General features: G+C 61.3%; 19 protein-coding genes. 14 read left to right on the top strand and 5 right to left on the bottom strand.

Annotated features, from left to right (window positions below):
* Position 1 precedes the first annotated feature (1 nt).
* The 4 genes from ACK8OE_RS12245 to ruvX form a co-directional block, all read right to left on the bottom strand.
* On the bottom strand, positions 2–1,024 hold the full coding sequence (locus ACK8OE_RS12245; protein ID WP_410272744.1) for an aspartate carbamoyltransferase catalytic subunit: 1,023 nt from the start codon (positions 1,022–1,024) through the stop codon (positions 2–4).
* A 91-nt stretch (positions 1,025–1,115) separates the two neighbouring features.
* Positions 1,116–2,162 carry an NAD(P)-dependent alcohol dehydrogenase gene (locus ACK8OE_RS12240; protein WP_410272743.1) on the bottom strand — a complete coding sequence of 349 codons (1,047 nt, stop codon included), beginning with the start codon at positions 2,160–2,162 and terminating at the stop codon, positions 1,116–1,118.
* Positions 2,163–2,298: 136 nt separating this feature from the next.
* Positions 2,299–3,243 carry an AEC family transporter gene (locus ACK8OE_RS12235; RefSeq protein ID WP_410272742.1) on the bottom strand — a complete coding sequence of 315 codons (945 nt, stop codon included), beginning with the start codon at positions 3,241–3,243 and terminating at the stop codon, positions 2,299–2,301.
* Positions 3,244–3,301: 58 nt separating this feature from the next.
* Positions 3,302–3,805: a Holliday junction resolvase RuvX gene (gene ruvX / locus ACK8OE_RS12230; RefSeq protein ID WP_410272914.1), complete on the bottom strand. Its 504-nt coding sequence runs from the start codon at positions 3,803–3,805 to the stop codon at positions 3,302–3,304.
* Positions 3,806–4,007: 202 nt separating this feature from the next.
* Here ruvX and ACK8OE_RS12225 point away from each other — a divergent pair, with 202 nt between their 5' ends.
* From ACK8OE_RS12225 to ACK8OE_RS12180, 10 genes are all read left to right on the top strand, one after another.
* On the top strand, positions 4,008–4,364 hold the full coding sequence (locus tag ACK8OE_RS12225; RefSeq protein ID WP_290793467.1) for a UrcA family protein: 357 nt from the start codon (positions 4,008–4,010) through the stop codon (positions 4,362–4,364).
* Positions 4,365–4,598: 234 nt separating this feature from the next.
* On the top strand, positions 4,599–4,961 hold the full coding sequence (locus ACK8OE_RS12220; RefSeq protein ID WP_410272741.1) for a UrcA family protein: 363 nt from the start codon (positions 4,599–4,601) through the stop codon (positions 4,959–4,961).
* Positions 4,962–4,998: 37 nt separating this feature from the next.
* Positions 4,999–5,361: a UrcA family protein gene (locus tag ACK8OE_RS12215; RefSeq protein ID WP_410272740.1), complete on the top strand. Its 363-nt coding sequence runs from the start codon at positions 4,999–5,001 to the stop codon at positions 5,359–5,361.
* 133 nt (positions 5,362–5,494) lie between these two features.
* Entirely contained in the window at positions 5,495–5,782 is a 288-nt protein-coding gene (gene gatC / locus ACK8OE_RS12210; protein ID WP_126423477.1) for an Asp-tRNA(Asn)/Glu-tRNA(Gln) amidotransferase subunit GatC, read from the top strand.
* Positions 5,783–5,793: 11 nt separating this feature from the next.
* Positions 5,794–7,278: an Asp-tRNA(Asn)/Glu-tRNA(Gln) amidotransferase subunit GatA gene (gatA, locus tag ACK8OE_RS12205; protein ID WP_410272739.1), complete on the top strand. Its 1,485-nt coding sequence runs from the start codon at positions 5,794–5,796 to the stop codon at positions 7,276–7,278.
* A 145-nt stretch (positions 7,279–7,423) separates the two neighbouring features.
* Positions 7,424–7,747: a hypothetical protein gene (locus ACK8OE_RS12200; protein WP_410272738.1), complete on the top strand. Its 324-nt coding sequence runs from the start codon at positions 7,424–7,426 to the stop codon at positions 7,745–7,747.
* A gap of 93 nt (positions 7,748–7,840) precedes the next feature.
* Positions 7,841–9,028, top strand: coding sequence for an endonuclease/exonuclease/phosphatase family protein (locus ACK8OE_RS12195; protein WP_410272737.1), 1,188 nt, complete (start codon positions 7,841–7,843; stop codon positions 9,026–9,028).
* A gap of 78 nt (positions 9,029–9,106) precedes the next feature.
* Entirely contained in the window at positions 9,107–11,095 is a 1,989-nt protein-coding gene (locus ACK8OE_RS12190; protein WP_410272736.1) for an OPT family oligopeptide transporter, read from the top strand.
* A 45-nt stretch (positions 11,096–11,140) separates the two neighbouring features.
* On the top strand, positions 11,141–11,728 hold the full coding sequence (locus tag ACK8OE_RS12185; protein WP_410272735.1) for a TetR/AcrR family transcriptional regulator: 588 nt from the start codon (positions 11,141–11,143) through the stop codon (positions 11,726–11,728).
* Between the two features lie 312 nt (positions 11,729–12,040).
* Positions 12,041–12,460, top strand: coding sequence for a RidA family protein (locus ACK8OE_RS12180; protein WP_410272734.1), 420 nt, complete (start codon positions 12,041–12,043; stop codon positions 12,458–12,460).
* 68 nt (positions 12,461–12,528) lie between these two features.
* On the opposite strand, the gene ACK8OE_RS12175 is transcribed toward ACK8OE_RS12180, so the two are convergent.
* Positions 12,529–14,757, bottom strand: coding sequence for a TonB-dependent receptor (locus ACK8OE_RS12175; RefSeq protein ID WP_410272733.1), 2,229 nt, complete (start codon positions 14,755–14,757; stop codon positions 12,529–12,531).
* A 431-nt stretch (positions 14,758–15,188) separates the two neighbouring features.
* Here ACK8OE_RS12175 and ACK8OE_RS12170 point away from each other — a divergent pair, with 431 nt between their 5' ends.
* The 4 genes from ACK8OE_RS12170 (at position 15,189) to ACK8OE_RS12155 (ending at position 19,290) form a co-directional block, all read left to right on the top strand.
* On the top strand, positions 15,189–15,629 hold the full coding sequence (locus tag ACK8OE_RS12170; RefSeq protein ID WP_290793431.1) for a glycine zipper 2TM domain-containing protein: 441 nt from the start codon (positions 15,189–15,191) through the stop codon (positions 15,627–15,629).
* A gap of 204 nt (positions 15,630–15,833) precedes the next feature.
* Positions 15,834–16,286 carry a glycine zipper 2TM domain-containing protein gene (locus ACK8OE_RS12165; RefSeq protein ID WP_410272732.1) on the top strand — a complete coding sequence of 151 codons (453 nt, stop codon included), beginning with the start codon at positions 15,834–15,836 and terminating at the stop codon, positions 16,284–16,286.
* A gap of 372 nt (positions 16,287–16,658) precedes the next feature.
* Positions 16,659–17,324: a response regulator gene (locus ACK8OE_RS12160; protein WP_410272731.1), complete on the top strand. Its 666-nt coding sequence runs from the start codon at positions 16,659–16,661 to the stop codon at positions 17,322–17,324.
* A 49-nt stretch (positions 17,325–17,373) separates the two neighbouring features.
* Positions 17,374–19,290: a sensor histidine kinase gene (locus ACK8OE_RS12155; protein ID WP_410272730.1), complete on the top strand. Its 1,917-nt coding sequence runs from the start codon at positions 17,374–17,376 to the stop codon at positions 19,288–19,290.
* Position 19,291: the final 1 nt, after the last annotated feature.

Below are 19,291 nucleotides of genomic sequence, written 5' to 3'. Positions count from 1 at the left end.
TTTAGTGCCCTAACGCTTCGCTTCTTGAGGGCCGGTCGTTCTCCAGACGCGCGGCCAGCGAGGCCAGGACGGCCATGCGCGCGGCGACGCCCATCTCCACCTGATCCTGAATGAGCGAGATCGACAGGTCATCGGCCACTTCGGAGTCGATTTCGACTCCGCGGTTCATCGGGCCGGGGTGCATGACGCGCACGTCCGGCGCGGCGACGGCCAGCTTTTCGCGGTCGAGACCGAAATAGCGGAAATATTCGCGGGTCGAGGGGATGAAGGCCCCGTCCATGCGCTCAAGCTGAAGGCGCAGCATCATCACCACATTGGCCCCGGTAATCCCGGCCTTCATGTCGTGATAGACCTCCACGCCCCATTCGTCGGCGTCGCCGGGAATGAGCGTCGGCGGCCCGACGAGGCGCACATTGGCCCCCATCGCATTGAGAAGGATGACATTGGAGCGCGCCACGCGGCTATGGGCGACATCGCCGCAAATGGCGACCGTCAGGCTATCGACATGGCCAAAGGCGCGGCGGATCGACAGCATGTCGAGCAGCGCCTGAGTGGGGTGCTGATGCTGACCGTCGCCGGCATTGACGACGCTGCACCCGACCTTTTGCCCCAGAAGCTGCGCCGCGCCTGACGCCGAATGACGTACCACCAGCAGATCGGGCTTCATGGCGTTGAGCGTCACCGCCGTGTCGATCAGGGTCTCGCCCTTGGCCACGCTTGAGGTGCGCGGGTTCATATTGACCGTATCGGCCCCCAAACGCTTCCCCGCCAGTTCAAACGACGACATGGTGCGCGTCGAGTTCTCGAAGAACAGATTGACCTGCGTGCGCCCCTTGAGCAGGTCGAGCTTTTTATTGGTCCGCCGGTTCAGTTCGACGAACACATCGGCCAGATCGAGCAGGGCCAGAATGTCAGGCGGATCAAGGTCCTGCGCGGCGTTGAAATGCCGTTTGGGGAACGGAAAGAGGCGCGACTGGATCATCTCCAGCAACACCTGCGGATCTTGGGGGGCAATGCGCGTCATAAAGGGCGGCTATACCCCACGACTCAAGGGGAGGGAAGGGGCAATCGCCGCCGCCCGACCGCAGTCAGGCAGCGGCGACGCGCAAACACCCTTACGCCTTGTTCAGCGACGCGATGTCGATGACAAAGCGGTAGCGCACGTCGGACTTGATGACGCGCTCATAGGCTTCGTTGATGTCCTGAATGTCGATCAGTTCGATATCCGAGACGATATTGTGCTCACCGCAGAAGTCGAGCATTTCCTGCGTTTCCTTGATCGAGCCGATCATCGACCCGGCCAGGGTCTTGCGGCCGGGGATCAGCGAGAAGGCGTGTACCGGGATGGGGTTGTCCGGCACGCCGACCAGCACCATGGTGCCATCGACCTTGAGCAGGCCCAGATAGGCGTTCCAGTCGATGGGGGCGGAGACCGTATTGATAATCAGATCAAAGGTGCCCGCCAGCGTCTTGAAGGTTTCCGCGTCATTGGTGGGGTAGTAGTGATCGGCCCCCAGACGCAGGGCGTCGTCCTTCTTGGCCAGAGACTGGCTGAGCACCGTGACCTCGGCTCCCAGCGCGTGGGCCAGCTTGACTCCCATATGGCCAAGCCCGCCCAGACCGATAATGGCGACCTTTTTGCCCGGCCCGGCGTTCCAGTGCTTCAGCGGCGACCACAGGGTGATCCCGGCGCACAGAAGCGGCGCGGCGGCGTCCTTCGGCAGGTGGTCTGGCACGCGCAGCACATAGCCTTCCTTGACTACGATATGGTCGGAATAGCCGCCATAGGTCGGCTGACCATCGGCGTCACGGTCATTATAGGTCTGCACGAGGCCCGGCATATATTGCTCGCGGTCTTCGTCGCGCGTCTGGCACAGGCGGCAGGAATCGACGAAGCAGCCGACGCCAACCGTGTCGCCTTCCTTGAATTTGGTCACCTTTGCACCGACCTGACGCACGCGGCCGACGATTTCGTGGCCGGGCACCTGCGGATAGATGCCAGGGAACCATTCGTCGCGCACCTGATGGATGTCGGAATGGCAGACGCCTGAATAGAGGATGTCGATGACCACATCGTCTGCGTTGGGGGCGCGGCGTTCAAAGGTAAAGGGTTCGAGCGGAGCCTTGGGCGAAGGCGCGGCATAGGCTTTGGCGAGCGTCATGGGAAATCCTTGCAAAATCGGGGGCGTTCGGCCGAAGAAAAGGTGTGACGTGAGCCGTTACGGCTGAGGCGGGCGAACGGATCGGATATAGGAAGCGTGCCGGGGCCTTGCCAGCCCGAAGCTGTGCGTAAATCTCTTACGTCAGCAAATGATAGAGCCACAGGAGCAGGGGCAGGCTGATCAGGCTGAGCGAGGTGGTGAGTGCCACGATCCCGGCCATCAGCGGCGCGTCCCCGCCCATGTGGCGGGCCTGCACATAGGCGACGGCGGCACACGGCGCGGCCCCGCAGCATAGGGCCACGCCCTGCGCCAGAGCATCGCCGCCGAACAGCCGGCACAGGCCCCAGCTGATCAGCGGCACGATCAGCACCTTAAAGGCTGAGGTGGCGACGACCAGAACGGGCTGGCTGCGGATATAGGCGAAGTTAAGCCCGGCACCGGCTAGAATCAAGCCGGTGGGAATGGCCGCATCGCCCAGCATCTCCAGGTCTTTTTCAATAAACGGCACAGACGGCGCGCGCACCATGTTGAGCGCCAGCCCGATCAGGCACGACAGGAAGATCGGGTTGGTAAACAGGCGCGCCATGACGCCGCGAAAGCTGCGGTCCACCGTGTCCTCGCCTTCGGGCTGCCCCCAGCGGGCCAGCACCAGTATCGAGGCCATATTGCTCAAGGGGATGAGCGCGCTCATGGCCACGGCGGCCAGGCCCACGGCCTGCGCCCCGAAGATCGAGGTGGCAATGGGCAAGAAGACGAAGGAGTTGAAGCGGATCAGGCCCTGAAAGACGCTGGTATAGGTGGGGCCGGACAGGCGCAGCACCGGTTTCAGGGCAAAAGCGATCAGGATGGACAGGGCCAGCGACGTACTGACGGCCAGACTGATCGGGCCGGCGCTGAGGCCCGACAGGTCGGCGTGCCAGATGGCCGGGATCAGAAAGCCCGGATAGAAGACATAGACGGCGATGCGTTCGATCGGCGCCCAGACCGACGGCGGCAGAAAACCCGACACCTTCAGCCCGAAGCCCAGCGCGATCAGCAGAAACACCGGCAGGATGCCGTTGATGAAGATGTCGGGCGTCATGTTTATCCCTCGCGCCCCTGCCGCTGTGCGCTTGTGCCCTTTGGCAGTCGGATTTGGTTCATGTGGCGCTTCTTATGCGGTCGAGTGCGCCCTGAAGAATATAGGCGGCGGCGGAACGGTCGATCACCTCGGCGCGTTTGGCGCGCGTCAGATCGGCCTCTTCGATCAGAAAGCGGTTCATCACCGACGATGACCAGCGCTCGTCCCAGAAGGCGATGGGCAGGTCGGGGTCAAGGCCTGCGGCGGCGAACTTTTCAGCGGGCAGGCGCAGCAGGTTGCGGGCAAAGGCGCGCACCGACTGACAGCGCGGGCCTTCGGTGCCGTCCATATTGACCGGCAGGCCGATGACGAGGCCCGACGCTTCGCGTTGCTTCATCAACAGCAGCAGCCGTTCGGCCTCCTGCGTGAACTTGCTCTTTTTGATCAGTTCCAGCGGCGAGCCGATGCTTAAGAAGATGTCGCTGACGGCGACGCCGATGGTCTTTTCCCCCAGATCGAGCCCGATCAGGGCGCGGCGCGGCGGCAGGGCGGCTTTCAGTTCGGTGATGTCGAGTATGGCCATGCGATGCGGTGTGGCGCGCGGGCGTAAGCGAGTCAACCGCAAATGCAGCGGCGTTGCGCCGAATGTGGCGCGATTGTGAATTACGACCATGTAATTAATGAATTGAACGTAATCTATTGCGCTTATTTAATAATAAAATTCTGGATTTTTACTTCTTATTGCGGGATTTTGTTGTCTATCCAAAGCAACGGGAGATAACAAAATGCCGAAAACTATACTGATGTGTGTCGCGGGTGTCATGCTGCTGACGGGCGGGAGTGCCGTGGCCGCAGAGGAACTGCCGCAAAAAACGATCCGTTTCGCTGACGCCGACCTGAATGATCCGGCGCAGGCGAAACAGGTGCTGAAACAGATCCGTACCGCCGCCAAAGAGGTCTGCGCCGAGGGGCTCAGCTCGCCCAACGGCTGGGTCATCACGGATGCGCAGTGCGAACGCACGGCCGTGCGGGAGGCGGTGCTTAAGGTCGGGCATCCGGGCCTGAGCCGGGTCGCGATCGAGGCGGGGGACGTCCGCAGGGACGGTTTGTCGCCTATTCTTGGTCAATGGGCTGAAAAGTAGTTTCCTGTAAAAAATGTAATAATTGAAGTGCGCGTCGGCCTGAACGGGTCGGCGCGTTTTAATTTCAAAATATACCATTCAATAAACCGTCACAAAATAAACTAACAAAAGTTCATGAACTGAAATTAATAAATGGCAAAGATTTAATAATAAAATCATGGATTCTGTTTTCCGTCTGATTTATTGAATTCATCACAAGTTAAGCGTCTTAAAATATTCAATATGGAGCGGGTTATGAAGGTAATGGTTTTTATTCTTGGTGTGGCGCTGTTGTCCGGCGCGTCCATGGCGCAGGCGCAAACGGTAGAGACGCGGCGTGTAGCCACGCGCGATCTCGACCTTTCGACGCCTAGGGGCGTAGAGCGGCTCTACAGCCGTATCCAAAGCGTTGCCGAAGACATGTGTCAGTCATCCGAGGGGCCGTTGACGGCGGCCGAAGCCGAGCGCGTGTGTCAGTTGCAAGCTGTCGATGAGGCGGTCGCGCGCTTTAATTCGCCCCTGCTGAACCGCCTGCATGCGGCGCAGGTGCCTGCGCAAAACCAGGGTGAGATGCGTCTGGCCGAGCAGTCGGCAAAGACCACGCTGCGTGGCAAGTAATCGTTATTCTTATTTCACTCAATACTGGAGACTAACCATGCTTAAGAAGCTCACCGCCCTGACGGCTCTGGCCCTCTCGCTCACTGTAGTGACACCGTTATCTGCTGCAGAGCGTGACATAGAAACCCGTGCAGTGGTGCAACTGCCCACGATGCTTAGCGATGCCAAAGCCGTTGAAAAGGCCTATGCGCGCCTGAAGGTTGCGGCCAAACGCGCCTGCGACTCTGGTCTGGCTCACGACAGCGCCGCCAAAGCCTCAGACCGGGCCTGTGCCGCGGCGGCTCTGGACCGCGCCGTTCAGCAGTCGAACCTGCCCGCGCTTGTGGCCTATCACGAAGGTAAGGTGGTCAATGGCGCGGTTTATGCCGACAATTCGGACCGTAGCTCGGCTCAGCGATAATCTGTCCCAAGGTCAGAGACAAACGGCGCACCGACTGTCCCCGGTGCGCCGTTTTGCTATTTAAATAGGCGTGCCCCTTGCCATTTGGGCGCGCCCTCGCTAACCGGAACTCCATAGATATAGGAGTCTCCGCATGGCCATTGATGTGGCAACTGTGCGCAAGGTGGCGAGCCTGTCGCGCCTGCGCGAAAGCGATGAACGTCTGGAAAGCCTGGCCGGTCAGCTGAACGGCATTCTGGGCTGGATCGAGCAGCTCAATGAGGTCGATGTCAGCGACGTGCAGCCCATGACCTCCTGCGTGGAAATGACCCAACCCCTGCGTGACGACGTGGTGACCGATGGCGGCAAGGTGGCCGATGTCGTGTCGAACGCCCCCAAAAGCCTCGACGGCTTCTTTATCGTGCCAAAAGTCGTAGAATAGGGGGGTGAGTCATGAGCGAACTGACCAAACTGACGCTGAAAAGCGCGCTTGATGGCCTGAAGGCGAAGCAATTTTCCTCGACCGAACTGACCGAAGCCTTCATCGGGGCCATCGAAAAGGCCAATCCGGCGCTGAACGCCTATGTGCTGACCACCTTTGACAAGGCGCGTGAGATGGCCGGTGAGTCCGACCGTCGCCTGAAGACCGGTGAGGCCCGCGCACTCGAAGGCGCGCCGCTGGGCATCAAGGACCTGTTCTGCACCAAGGGCGTGCGCACCACGGCCTGTTCGGGCATCCTCGATACCTTTGTGCCGCCCTATGAATCGACCGTCACCCAGAACCTGTGGGACGATGGCGCGGTGATGCTGGGCAAGCTGAACATGGACGAATTCGCCATGGGCTCGTCCAACGAAACCTCGCACTGGGGCCCGGTGACCAATCCGTGGAAGTCGAACGCTTCCAATGCGCCCCTGACCCCCGGCGGCTCATCGGGTGGTTCGGCTTCGGCGGTGGCCGCGGACCTGTGTCTGGCCGCCACGGCCTCGGACACTGGCGGTTCGATCCGTCAGCCGGCCGCGTTTACGGGCACGGTCGGGATCAAGCCGACCTATGGCCGCGCCTCGCGCTACGGCATGGTGGCCTTTGCCTCGTCGCTCGATCAGGCCGGTCCGATCACCAAAACGGTCGAAGACGCGGCGATCATGCTGCAATCCATGTGCTCGCACGACGCCAAAGACTCCACCAGCCTGACCAACGCCCTGCCGGATTTTTCGAGCTTTGTCGGTAAGTCGATCAAGGGCCTGCGCATCGGCATCCCCGATGAATACCGCCTCGACGGCATTCCGGGCGAGATCGACGCCCTGTGGGAGCAGGGCATCCAGTGGCTGAAGGACGCCGGTGCCGAGATCGTGCGCATCTCTCTGCCCAACACCAAATACGCCCTGCCGTGCTACTATATTGTGGCCCCGGCGGAAGCCTCGTCCAACCTCGCCCGCTATGACGGGATGCGCTTTGGCCACCGCACCGAGGCGGCCAGCAGTCTGACCGACACCTATGAGTTGTCGCGTTCGGAAGGCTTCGGGGCCGAGGTGAAGCGCCGCATCATGATCGGCACCTATGTGCTGTCGGCCGGCTTCTATGACGCCTATTACGTCAAGGCTTTGAAGGTGCGCCGCCGCATCGCCGAAGACTTCGTCAATGCCTGGAACAGCTGTGACGTCATCCTGACTCCGGCCACGCCGTCCGCCGCCTTCCAGTTGGGCGACACGGAAAAGGCCGCCGATCCGGTGCAGATGTATCTGAACGACGTCTTCACCGTGACCACCAACCTGGCCGGACTGCCCGGCATGGCGGTCCCGGCGGGGCTCGACTCGAAGGGGCTGCCGCTGGGCCTTCAGGTGATCGGCAAGGCGCTGGACGAAGGCACGACCCTGGCCGTGGGTGCGGTGCTCGAAAAGGCCGCAGGCTTTAAGCATAAGCCATCCCAGTGGTGGTAATGGATTTTCCCTGAACACCAAAAACCTCCGGGCGCAATCCCGGAGGTTTTTTTGTGCGTGTGACGGGTTCGTCTTTTTGGCGCAAGGGCTTGGGCTGTGGGAACCATGAGCGTATGGTGCCTCACTAAACAAGAGCGAGGTGCGCATGCTGGTGACGGTTCAGGACATGATCGGGTGGGGACTTCTGGTGCTGCCGCTCATTGTGATCGCCTGGGCGGTGCTGTGGCTGGCCGAACAGACGGCGGAGCGCAACCGGCACGAACGCTATCTGCGTTTTCAGGCGGTCCTGCGCCATCTCGGGCGCGACGATACGTCGTGGGCTGAGAAGATGGCCGCCGCACATGAGCTGCGCCAGTATAAAGAGTACCGTCACATCATCGGCAAAATCTTCGATGACGGCAAGGTGCGCGGAGAGGGGCAGGCAGCGGCGCTTGAGGCCGAGCTTAAGGACGTGTCCAAAAGCGGTTGACCGCCATATCACGGCGTATTGATCAACCCGCGATAGAAAATAGAGCCGTAATCTGCTCTCCTCCTCGCTAGGGAACTTAGGGGGAGGAAAGCTATGGTTGCCTATTCACGCCTGAAATACGCCTTTGCCGATCTGCCAGAGCCTGAGCGCGCCGAGGCCAAGCTGCGGACGCTGGACGGGCTCAAACGTCTGCGCGAGGGGCTGAAGGCCCAAATTCCGGGACGCAGCGCCTCTACCCTGCTGCTGGGGACGTGGAATATCCGCAATTTCGACGATAACCGCTTCGCGCACGGGCCGCGGCTGGAGGACAGCTTCTACTATATTGCCGAGGTCCTGTCGGCCTTTGATGTGGTGGCGGTTCAGGAGGTGTGTGAGGACCTGACTCCCTTCTCGCGCCTGATGTCGGTACTGGGGCCGGAGCACGACTATATCATTACCGATGTCACCGAAGGCCCCAGCGGTAACCGCGAGCGTCTGGGGTTCATCTATAATCGCAACAAGGTGCGCTTTACCGGCGTGGCGGGGGAAATCGTCCTGCCGTTTGAGGATCAGATTTCCGATGTGACCAAGGCGCGGCAGTTTGCGCGGACCCCCTTTGCCTGCACGTTTCAGGCCGGCTGGTTCCGTTTCAACTTTGCCACCGTGCATATCTATTACGGTGAGGACCGCCTGACCTCCGAGGGCTATGCGCGCCGCGTGAAGGAGATCGACGCCGTGGCGAAGTTTATCGCCAAACGCGCCAAGAGCGATGCTTTGCAAAGTCATGTGCTGGTCGGCGATTTCAATATCGAGTCCGAAGACGCGCCGACCTTCGATGCGCTGAAAAAGCATGGTTTTCAGGTGTTCAAAAACAAGGTCGGTTCCAATGCCGATCAGACGCGCTTTTACGACCAGATATCCTTCATCCCCAAGGCGAACGAAGTCATGCTGGCCGACGTTCCCGATCCGCACGGGGTGTTCAATGTGTTTGACCACGTGTTTCGCGATGAGGACTATCCGCTGTTTCGTTCGGCCCTGCGTCGCATCGCCGAAGGGCGCAAACGCCAGGCCGAAACCGAGCTGGCGAAAGCCAAGACGGACGCCAAACGCCAGACGGCCCAGAAGGCCATCGACGCCGAAACGAAGCTGCTCGGCAGCGAAGCCCTGCTCGAAGACTATTACCGCAAAGACTGGCGCACGTTTCAGATCAGCGACCATTTTCCGCTGTTCGTGACGCTCAAGACCGATTTTACCGACACCTATCTCGAGGGATTACGCGCTAAGGTGCTCGCTCCGGACTGACTGACACAAGAAAAAAGTTGTCAGATGCAATCCGTTGCGCAAGATACGGTTTTTTGCGTTCGGCTGCCCGGAGTGCTCATGTCGCCCAAACCCCAAACCGAAATCACCCTGCGCGGGGTATTGCTTGGTATCCTCATCACGCTCGTCTTCACCGCGGCGCAGGTCTATCTGGGGCTTCAGGTCGGCCTGACCTTTGCCACCTCGATCCCGGCGGCGGTTATTTCGATGGCGCTTTTGAGCGCCTTCAAATCGGCGACGATTCAGGAAAACAATATCGTCCAGACGATTGCCTCGGCGGCGGGGACGCTGGCCTCGGTGATCTTTGTGCTGCCCGGCCTGATCATCATTGGCTGGTGGCGTGATGTGCCCTTCTTCATCACCTTCGCCGCCTGTGCCATCGGCGGCATTTTGGGCGTCATGTACACCATCCCGCTGCGCCGGGCGCTGGTCTCCAATTCCCCCTTGCCCTATCCGGAAGGCGTGGCCGCGGCCGAAGTGCTGAAGGTCGGCACCAATACCCGCGAAGGCGCGCGCGAAGGGCAGGCCGGGCTGGTGGCCGTCGTGCTGGGCAGCGTGGCCTCGGCCGCCTATTCGGCGCTGGCGGCGGCCAAGGTGCTGGCCGGGGAGCTGGCGGCCTTTTTCAAGGTCAAGGTCGGAGGTAAGGTGGCGGCAACGGGGATTGCCGGTGAAAGCTCGCTGGCCCTGATCGGGGCCGGGCACCTAATGGGGATTACGGTCGGTATCGCCATGCTGACCGGGCTGGTCATCGCCTGGGGCATCGCCGTGCCGATCCTGACGTCGATGACGCCCATGCCGGAGGCGAGCGCGGCGGATCATGCCGGGGCCATCTGGTCCACGCAGGTGCGCTATCTGGGGGCCGGGGCCATCGGGGCGGCGGCCATCTGGACCATAGGCAAGCTGCTGGGGCCCGTGTGGTCCGGCCTGATGTCGGCGCTTGAGGCCAATCGCAAGCGCAAGTCGGGCGGCGAAGCCCTGCCGCGCGAGGAACAGGACCTGCCGATCGCGCTGGTCGGCCTGATCTCGGTGCTGCTGCTGGTGCCGGCCGGGTTCCTGATGGCGAGCTTCCTCAACGGGACGGCCATTGCCAGCCTCAGCCTGCCCCTCGTGGCGCTGGGCGTGCTTTACCTTGCCATCGCCGGTCTGCTGGCCGCCGCCGTGTGCGGCTATATGGCGGGCCTGATCGGGTCGTCCAACTCGCCCGTGTCGGGCGTCGGTATCCTCAGCGTGCTGGGGGCGGCCCTGCTGATTGGTGCCGTCGGTCACACGATCAGCGGCCCGGATGTGGGTCAGGCCCTGACGGCCTTTGCCCTGTTTGCCACCACCTTCGTGCTGGCCGTCGCCGTCGTCGGTAACGACAACCTTCAGGACCTCAAGACCGGGCAACTGGTCGGGGCGACGCCATGGAAACAGCAGGTGGCGCTGGTCATCGGCGTGATCGCCGGGGCGGTGGTTATCCCGCTGGTGCTTAATCTGCTCAATGAGGCCTTCGGGTTTGCGGGTGACCCCAACTATCGCGGCATTACGGGCGAACCGCTGGGTGCGCCGCAGGCGACCCTGATCTCGACTCTGGCCAAGGGAGCCATTGGTGGCAGCCTGCCGTGGGGTTTGCTGGGGGCCGGGGCGCTGATCGGGGCCGGGCTTGTGGCCTTTGACCTTCTGCTGCGCAAGGTGACGAACGACAAGTACAGCCTGCCGCCGCTGGGGGTGGGGCTGGCCATCTATCTGCCGTCGGCGGTGACCGCGCCGGTGGTGGTCGGGGCCTTTGGCGGCTGGCTGTTTGAGCGGCTGGTGCAGGGTAAGCCGTGGGCCGAACCGGCTTCGCGTCTGGGCGTGCTGATCGCCTCAGGCTTTATCGTCGGCGAAAGCCTGTTCAAGGTGGTGCTGGCCGGGGTGATCACCTTCACCGGCTCCAAGGCCCCACTGGCTATCCTGCCTATCCCCTATGGCGAAGAGACGGCGATGGTCATTGCGCTGGTGCTGGCCGTTTCCGGGGTGGCCGGGCTCTATCGCTGGTGCGCCGGGGCGGCGAAAAAAGTACAGGGCTAGTTATGCCTCGGTTGTCACCCTGTCCATCAGGCGTTACGTAGGAGCATGACGCCGAGCCCGGACCTTCTCAATCGCGTACAGACCGCTTTCCTTAGCCGGGGTTTCCAGAAACTGACCATGGAAGCCCTGGCCGAGGGCTGTGGGTTTACGCGCCGCACGCTCTATAACTATTTCGAGAACAAGGACGATGCCTTTCGCGCCATGTTCCGTCAGCATAATCTGGAGCTGATAGACCGGTGCTTTGCCGCGGCCTACAATGTGCGCGAGACGGGCGGCGATGTGCTGGACATCTTTACCACGATGATCGATATTCGTTACGGGGATACCTGGCGTCTGATCCAGCCGTCGCCGCACGCGCTGGAGATCAAGGCGACGGTGTTTCGCATCTGCACCGACATTATGATCGAGCTGGCCACGGTGTTTCAGGCCGATCTGGCGGCCTTTATCGATACGCTGGCGGTGGAAGGGGCGTTGCGCCTCAAACGCGATTACAGCGCCGCCGAACTGGCGCAGATGCTGGCGGATGCGGCGCGGGGCGTCAATGCGGTCTATCCGTTGCTGCCGCTTGAACATCTGACGTTACAGTACCGGCGCATTACCCGCGCCATCCTGTATGGCTATCTTGAAGCCTGAACGCGATTATCCGAAAAATTTCACAAAGAGGTTGAAATTGTGAAATTTTTGCTTGCGCCTTAACCGTGATCACGTTATCAAAACCGCCGATACGGGGCGGGGATACCTCTGCATCAGTATCTGTATTTAGATCATTTCCATTACGCTTTTTATTCCCCATCAACGCCCTGTCAGGTCCCGACAGGGCGTTTTTTTTGTTGCTTGATCGGGCATCAAAAAAAGGTGCAGGGCTTGTCAGGGCGAGCGCAGATCATCAAAATCGCTGCATACAGTCCCGGCGGGCCTCTGCCGGGCATCACCGGAGTCCAAGCCATGAGTTTGCCTGAAATCCCCGTAAAGCCGGTCCATGCGGATGGCGTCACCTACTACATGCACCCGCACCCCCGTTCGCCCTTTTCCGAAGCGGCTCAGGTGGGCGGCGTCCTTTACCTGTCGGCCATGATCGGCCTCGATGCGCAGGGGCGGCTGGTGGACGGCTTTGAGCCGCAGGTGCGCCAGATCATGTCGAATTCGCAGGCCATCCTGCGCCGCTACGGGCTGGGGCTGGAGCACGTGTTCAAGACGACCGTCATGATGAAGGACATGGCCAACTGGAGCGCTTTCAACCGCCTCTACAAGCCCTATTTCCACCCGACGCGCCTGCCGGTGCGGACTGCCTTTGGCGTCAGCGATCTGGCCTATGGCGCGGAGGTCGAGCTGGAATTTCAGGCCTATGTGCCGCACGGGGGGTAATCAGACGCGCAAACCATAAAAAAAAGGCCGGTGCGAACACCGGCCTTTTCTTGTTTATGCAGAGACGCTTAGAAGGCCTTCTTCAGCGAGAGGCCATAGGTGCGCGGCTCGGACACCATGACCGTCAGGTTGTTGAAGTCGATCCCGCTTTCGGCCACGATATTGTCTTCGAGGTTGCGCACATAGGCGGCGATTTCCAGACCGCCCTTGGTGACGTAACCGCCACGCAGGCCCGTCTGGGTGAACGACTTGCCGGTGAACTCGGTCGCTTCATAGAGGAAGAAGTTGATTTCCGAGCGGTAGGCCACGTCGCCATAGACGAAGAAGCGGCTGCCGTCGCCCATCGGCCAGACGTACTGGGCCGTCAGGTTGGCCACCCATTCCGGGGCCTGGGGCAGGGGGTTGCCATCGATATAGGCATAGCGCGTGCCACCCGACACATAGGTGCGGTCCAGCGGCGTACACAGGCCAGAGCCACAGGTGGCCACGGCGGTCACCGGGTCCCGAATTTCCGTGCCGTTATAGCTGGCGCTGGCCGTCAGCAGCAGGTTGTCCGTCGGCTTGAACGACAGGTCGGCTTCGATGCCGCGACCGATGGCTTCCTTGGCATTGATCAGCTTGGCCGAGTTGACCGCGCCGCCGACGGCGGTGATCTGAAGGTCCTTGGTCTTGAAATAATAGGCCGAGACGTCGTAGCGCAGCATCTTGTCAAAGGCGTAGCCCTTGAAGCCGGTTTCGTAAGACGTCGTGGTCTGCTCACCGGCCGTGGTCGGCACGCCGCCAAAGTTGACGCGGTCCTGAATCGCCGGGGCGAGATAGCCGGTGGCAAAGCGGGCGTACCAGTTGAGCGTCGGCGTGATCACATAGGTGGCGCTGAGGTCGCCGGAGACATTGTCGCCATCGACCTTGGTGGTGATTGGCAGGGCCTTGCCCGGGAAGACGGCGCGGCCCCAGACGATGTCCTTCTTTTCGTCCGAGGTGTAGCGCAGGCCGGCGCGCAGGGTCAGGGCCTCGGTGGCCTTGTATTCCGCCGAACCGAAGACGGCGAAGCTGGTGCCGTGGTTCTTGTGGCGCACGTCGCCATTGTTGAGATAATCCAGCTCGTTATACTTCAGGACCTGGTCGAAGTAGTAGAGGCCGAACTGACCGCGCCACTTGCCGAACTGCTCGGTTTCAAAGCGCAGTTCCTGCGAAAACTCTTCCGGCTCGGTCGTACCGCCGGTGGCGACGGGGAAGAAGGTGCCGTAGAGGGTGGGGGCGACGATGGTCGAGACGCCGCCGTCGATATCGCCGGAGCTTTCAGTCTTGGCGCGCTCATAGGCGGTGATCGAGTGCAGCGTGCCCATGCCGTCGAAGGTGTAGCTCAGTTGCAGGTTGGTGCCGAACGAGTCGAGCGACTGGCTGATGAAGGGGCTGTCGAGGCGGACCTTCTCGACATCGAAGCCGGTGTTGAAATCGTTGGTGCCCGGCTTGATGGCGCTGGCGCGGAACAGACGCGGCGTGCCGTCCAGCGTGCGGCCATGCACGTTGAGCAGGGCCTCGAAGTTACCGCTGACGTAGCGCAGCTGGCCGCGCAGCGCGATGTCTTCGTAGCCTTCCAGCTTCTTGCCGTTGGCGAGGTTGGTCACCCAGTCGTCGCGGCGCTGAATGATGCCCGACAGACGGCCGGAGAAGCCATTGCCCAGACCCCCGGTGACCGCGCCTTCGGCATTGACGGTGCCGAGGTTACCGGCGGCGACGCTGTAATAGCCACCAAACACCTCCGACGGCCTGGCCGAGCTGAGCTTGACGACGCCCGACGGCGTGTTGCGCCCGAACAGCGTGCCTTGCGGGCCGCGCAGCACTTCGACGGCGGCAAGGTCGAAGATCGGGAAGGATTTCAGCATCGGGTTTTCCAGCGCCACGTCGTCATAGACAACGGAAACCGGCTGAGAGGCGTTGGGATCGAAGTCGGTATTGCCCAGACCGCGGATGTAGAAGCGCGGGAAGGTTCGGCCAAACGACGATTCGACGTTCAGCGACGGTGTGCGCGACGCCAGCACGCGGATGTCGAGGCCCGACGAATTGATGACATCGAGCTTGGTGCCCGCCAGCGACGACACGGCGACCGGCACGTCTCTGGCCTTTTCCAGACGGCGCGACGCGGTGACGACGACTTCGGTCGTGGCGCTGTCCTCGGCCTTGGGTGAGGTGTCTTCGGCGTGGGCCGCGCCGACCAGCGCGGTCAGGGCAAGCAAAGAGACGCCGCCCAGACGGGCGGAAAAACGGCGCGCGGTGCGCGATTGGATTGGGTGCATGACGGTCCTCGGAGCAATAACTTGCCCCTTCCGCAGCGTTTATGTCCCTGTAGCCCCGTGTTCCCCCGGAGTCTTGGCTAAAGCTAGCATAGCATGTCGCTTTTGCAACGAAGCTGTGTCGAGTTTGTAACATTGATTTCCAACTATGGCTTTTTGGCCATGCCCTAGTATCGTGAATTTTGAAGTTCGCTTCATTTTGATATCGAGAGCCGAGCGAACTTCAAATTCAAAAACGATACTAGATACAATAAGTTGCTAGTGTCCTGTTGAATCTGAAATTCGCCAGAGGGCGATATCAAGCGCATGCGAATTTCAGATTCAGGACACTAGGGTCAAGTTGGCCTTATCGGCTTTCTTATGGGGTGGTGGCGCGCGCGCATCGAAACCTTAGAGCTGGCGCGCCACTCTCACCGCGGAAAGTGAGGTGCATTATGAACGGATCGCTTAAATATACCTTTGGCGCGCTGCTGGGCGCCGCCACCCTCGGTCTGGCCTTGCCTGCCGCCGCTCAGAGTTATGACGGCTGGTGTTATCAGAAGGGCAGTTCGGCCCGCACCAAGGGCACGGTGATCGGGGCCGCCGCCGGTGGCGTGCTCGGCAACGTCGTCGCCGGTAAGGGCAACAAGACCGAAGGCACGATTCTGGGGGCCGTGGTCGGTGGCGTCATCGGCAATCAGGTCGCCAAGAAGAACAAGGAAAAGGAAACGGCTTCGGCCAACTGCCTGAATAGCCGCTACTACGTCTATGACCGCGGCTATTATGAGCCGCCATCGCCGCCCGACGGTTATCGCATCGCCTATTTCACCCAGCGTCCCTATTACAGCTCGTACTGGGTCAAGCGCGACGGCGAGGATTATCGTTATCGTCGCTGATCAAACGTCAGTCGTTGAATGAGAAAACCCGGCCGCAGCGCCGGGTTTTTTGTGTCTCGTCGCCCCTTGACGTAATTGCGTCACAGCTCTGTTCAATATTCCGGGAACTTTTTTGAACGCACCTGAACACCGCTGTTCAGTCCCGGTTCAGCCGGGCGGTGACAATGTGCAGGTCACAACGCATCATCCAAAGGAGTATTTTCCATGTCCCATATGTCCGCCAAAATGATCGCCGGTGGCTTTGCCGCCGTCCTGGCTCTCGGCGCTGTGGCCGCCACGCCGGCCGCCGCGCAGAACTATGACGGTTTCTGCTATCACAAGCAGCAAAACACCAAGACCAAGGGCACCATCATTGGGGCTGTGGCCGGGGCTGCCGTCGGCAATGTCGTGGCCGGCAAGGGCAACAAGACCGAAGGCACCGTTCTGGGGGCCGTGGTTGGCGGCGCGATCGGCAATCAGGTCGGCGAAGAAGTGAAGGAAAACAAGGTCCAGCAGTGCCTGAACAACCAGTATTTTGTTTTTGACCGCCGTGAATACGCCCCGCCGCCCGCGCCGAAGGGCTATGCGGTCGCCTACTATACGCAGCGTCCGTACTACAGCACCTACTACACGCACCGTAACGGCCGCGTTGTGGTGTGGACGCCGCGCCGTCGCTAAGACAAAGGCAAAACGCCCGAGCGGAGTCTGCTCTGGTCACAAACGCAAAACGCCCGGCTTTGGCCGGGCGTTTTTTTACGCAGAACTGCGAACATAACTTAATAAAAAAAGGAGCCGGTGGGGTCACCGGCCCACTGAAGAATAGGGGCAAATTGAAACGAGAATAACTCAAACGCCATCCAAATAGATTGCGCGGCGACCCATCTTCCGGAAGAGCCACGATCAACACAAAAACACGGACAATTCTGCCTGGCTATACCGCCTATATGGGAGGGGCTACCATAAACCGGTGATGCCGATTGTGAGGGGAGGGGGGGCATGTTACACCCGATATCGAGGTCATTTGAAAACCCGCAGGTACAGTTCGTTCACATGTCCGAGTCCCGTCTGGTCCTTATCGAGGACGATCCCTTTGTTCGCCGTCATATCGCCACTCTGATCGAGGCGGCGCCGGACATGCGACTGACCGGAGAAGCGGGGAGCGTGGCGGAGGGGTTGCGCCTGCTCGATACGGCCCCCGATCTGATCGTTCTCGATCTGGGGCTCAGCGACGGCAGCGGACTTGAGATCATCAAGGCGGCCCGTCAGCGGGGTTTGCCCACCCGCATCCTTATCCTGACGGTGTTCGGGGATGAAACCTCGGTCATTTCGGCCCTGACGGCGGGGGCTGACGGCTATGTGCTGAAGGACAGTGCCGAGAGCGAACTGATCGGCAGCATCCGCCACACCCTGAACGGCGGCTCGCCCATTTCGGCCCCGGTGGCGGCCTATCTGCTGCGCCATATCCGCAAGGACGCGTCGCTGGCCATCGTCGCCGAACCGGAACTGGCCGAAGATGCACCGGGTATCACGCCGCGCGAGATCGAGCTTCTGTCGCTGCTGGCCAAGGGGCTGAGCTACAAGGAAGCGGCCGGTGTGCTGGATATTTCGCACCACACGGTCGGCACGCACGTCAAGGCCATCTATCGCAAACTGGCGGTCAATTCGCGCTCGGAAGCCGTGTTTGAAGCGGTGCGCAGCGGCCTGATCCGCATGTAGTTTCGCCCGGCGGCTTGTGATCCCTGCAAACCTGCGGTTATGGTGAGGCATGTTTCGCCTTCCGACCGCTGCGCCCTGGACCCATCTGTGCCGCGCCCTGTGCTGGGCGCTGGTGGCGCAGATCGTGTTCTGGAGCCTGTTGTTTACCTTTGCCCGCAAGCCGTTGCCGTCGGAGACCACCGAAGCCTATCGCGTGCGCGAGGTCTATATGCGGGCCGTGGACGGCCTGACGCCGCAGCCCTTTCCGCTGAGCCAGATGACGCGTCTGCCGGACGGCATGACCCCCATGCCGGAGGACTTCGCCAATGCCTGTGTGCGTGGGGCGACCTTTCCGGCCTATCAGATTTCCTTTCTGCTGAGGCCGCAGCCGGACCGCGGCTTTGAGGCCCTGTTCCTGCCGTTGATCCGGGACAATTACGCCGTCTATCTCAATGGCCACCTGCTGGCGCCGCCGCGTGGGCAGTTCGGCTTTCCCTCCAGTCACGACGGTTTGCGGCCGCAACTCCTGAGCCTGACGCCGGACATGCTGCGCTCAGGCGAAAACCGGGTCGATATCGTTGCGGTGGCCAATGGTTGCCACCCGCATATGAAGGGCGTTTTGTTTGGCCCGGAGACGGATTTGCGTCAGCTTCAGGATCATCGTCTGATGACCACCCTCGGTATGCCGCTGATCACGGTGATCGCGGCCACCCTGCTGAGCATGATCGCCGCCGCCCTGTTGCCGATCAGCGGCTATAACCGTCTGTTCCTCAGCGTCACCCTGTTCATGGCGGCGCTGGCGGTGCGGGGGGCCAGCTTTATGTGGCACGGCAGCGCCCTGCCGGATGCCCTGCATGACACGCTGTTGTCGATCATTTCCGGGCTGACTATTGGGGCGACGGCCTATTTTCTCAAAAACTGGACCTCGGCCCCGGATCGTCATACGCCCATCATTGTGGGCGTCACGCTGGCGGATGTGGCGCTGCTGCTGATCGGGTGGGCCGCGAAGCAGAGCTGGTTGCCGACGGTGACCGAGACCCTGCTCATCCTTGTCTGCTCGGCCTATTTCCTGCATCGCATGTGGGTGCTGGCGCAGTCTCAGCCGCAACTGATGTTGCGTTCCTTCCCCTTTCTGTCGATCGGGTTGGTGACGACCCTTTATGATCTCTACCACGGTCTGTTCGGTCTGGCGCGGCCGCTGACGGCGGGGCTCTACTTCCCCTTTGTGATCATTGCCGGGATCGCCATTGACCTGGTGACGCGGGGGTTTGAGCTGTACCGCACGGCCGAAGAACAGCGCGATGATCTGGCGCGGCAGGTGCGCGATCGCGAAGCCGAAATCCGCGCCTCCTATGCCCGCCTTCAGGAGCAGGAGCAGCTCAACGCCGTCAATGCAGAGCGCCAGCGTCTGATCCGCGACATGCACGACGGGGTGGGCGGGCATCTGGTCAGCCTGCTGATGCAGCTCAAGCTGGGGGCCGTGCCGGCAGAAACGATGCGCGTCAATATTCAGGCCGCCGTCGATGACCTGCGTCTGATCATCGACTCGATGGATTCAATGGGGGATTCGCTGGAGGTGGGGCTGGCCATCTTCCGCGAACGGATGCGCCCGCGCCTTCAGGTGGTGGGGGTGGAACTGAACTGGCGCAACGCGCTGGAAGCGGAGCCGCGTGGCTATCGGCCCAACGAAATTCTCAATATTTACCGTATTTTGCAGGAAGGGGTTACCAATGCGCTCAAACACGCGCAGCCGAAAACCATCGACCTCAGCCTGCGCGCCGACCCGGACCAGCCGGGCTGGCTGATCCTGACGCTCAGTGATGACGGGGTGGGCTTTGCCACCGATGAGCGCGCCTCGGCCGGGCGAGGCCTGAGCAACCTGCGCCGCCGCGCCCAGATGATCGGTGGCCGTATCGACATCGTCTCGGCGCCGGGCAGCGGGACGACGATCCGCCTCTACGTGCCGCCGCCGTCACCCGCGTCTTGAT

Source organism: Asticcacaulis sp. W401b (genome assembly GCF_046503825.1).
In the GTDB taxonomy this organism is placed as follows: Bacteria; Pseudomonadota; Alphaproteobacteria; order Caulobacterales; family Caulobacteraceae; genus Asticcacaulis.
This window is presented reverse-complemented; position numbering and strand designations above follow the sequence as displayed.

Bases quoted from the DNA above. Each gene is read 5' to 3' on its own strand.
- ACK8OE_RS12240 (WP_410272743.1), bottom strand. From the start codon at position 2,162: ATGACGCTCGCCAAAGCCTATGCCGCGCCTTCGCCCAAGGCTCCGCTC.
- ACK8OE_RS12195 (WP_410272737.1), top strand. From the start codon at position 7,841: ATGGTTGCCTATTCACGCCTGAAATACGCCTTTGCCGATCTGCCAGAG.
- ACK8OE_RS12180 (WP_410272734.1), top strand. From the start codon at position 12,041: ATGAGTTTGCCTGAAATCCCCGTAAAGCCGGTCCATGCGGATGGCGTC.
- ACK8OE_RS12160 (WP_410272731.1), top strand. From the start codon at position 16,659: ATGTCCGAGTCCCGTCTGGTCCTTATCGAGGACGATCCCTTTGTTCGC.
- ACK8OE_RS12235 (WP_410272742.1), bottom strand. From the start codon at position 3,243: ATGACGCCCGACATCTTCATCAACGGCATCCTGCCGGTGTTTCTGCTG.
- ACK8OE_RS12155 (WP_410272730.1), top strand. From the start codon at position 17,374: ATGTTTCGCCTTCCGACCGCTGCGCCCTGGACCCATCTGTGCCGCGCC.
- ACK8OE_RS12220 (WP_410272741.1), top strand. From the start codon at position 4,599: ATGAAGGTAATGGTTTTTATTCTTGGTGTGGCGCTGTTGTCCGGCGCG.
- ACK8OE_RS12190 (WP_410272736.1), top strand. From the start codon at position 9,107: ATGTCGCCCAAACCCCAAACCGAAATCACCCTGCGCGGGGTATTGCTT.
- ACK8OE_RS12165 (WP_410272732.1), top strand. From the start codon at position 15,834: ATGTCCCATATGTCCGCCAAAATGATCGCCGGTGGCTTTGCCGCCGTC.
- ACK8OE_RS12175 (WP_410272733.1), bottom strand. From the start codon at position 14,757: ATGCACCCAATCCAATCGCGCACCGCGCGCCGTTTTTCCGCCCGTCTG.
- gatC (WP_126423477.1), top strand. From the start codon at position 5,495: ATGGCCATTGATGTGGCAACTGTGCGCAAGGTGGCGAGCCTGTCGCGC.
- gatA (WP_410272739.1), top strand. From the start codon at position 5,794: ATGAGCGAACTGACCAAACTGACGCTGAAAAGCGCGCTTGATGGCCTG.
- ACK8OE_RS12215 (WP_410272740.1), top strand. From the start codon at position 4,999: ATGCTTAAGAAGCTCACCGCCCTGACGGCTCTGGCCCTCTCGCTCACT.
- ruvX (WP_410272914.1), bottom strand. From the start codon at position 3,805: ATGGCCATACTCGACATCACCGAACTGAAAGCCGCCCTGCCGCCGCGC.
- ACK8OE_RS12185 (WP_410272735.1), top strand. From the start codon at position 11,141: ATGACGCCGAGCCCGGACCTTCTCAATCGCGTACAGACCGCTTTCCTT.
- ACK8OE_RS12170 (WP_290793431.1), top strand. From the start codon at position 15,189: ATGAACGGATCGCTTAAATATACCTTTGGCGCGCTGCTGGGCGCCGCC.
- ACK8OE_RS12245 (WP_410272744.1), bottom strand. From the start codon at position 1,024: ATGACGCGCATTGCCCCCCAAGATCCGCAGGTGTTGCTGGAGATGATC.
- ACK8OE_RS12200 (WP_410272738.1), top strand. From the start codon at position 7,424: ATGCTGGTGACGGTTCAGGACATGATCGGGTGGGGACTTCTGGTGCTG.
- ACK8OE_RS12225 (WP_290793467.1), top strand. From the start codon at position 4,008: ATGCCGAAAACTATACTGATGTGTGTCGCGGGTGTCATGCTGCTGACG.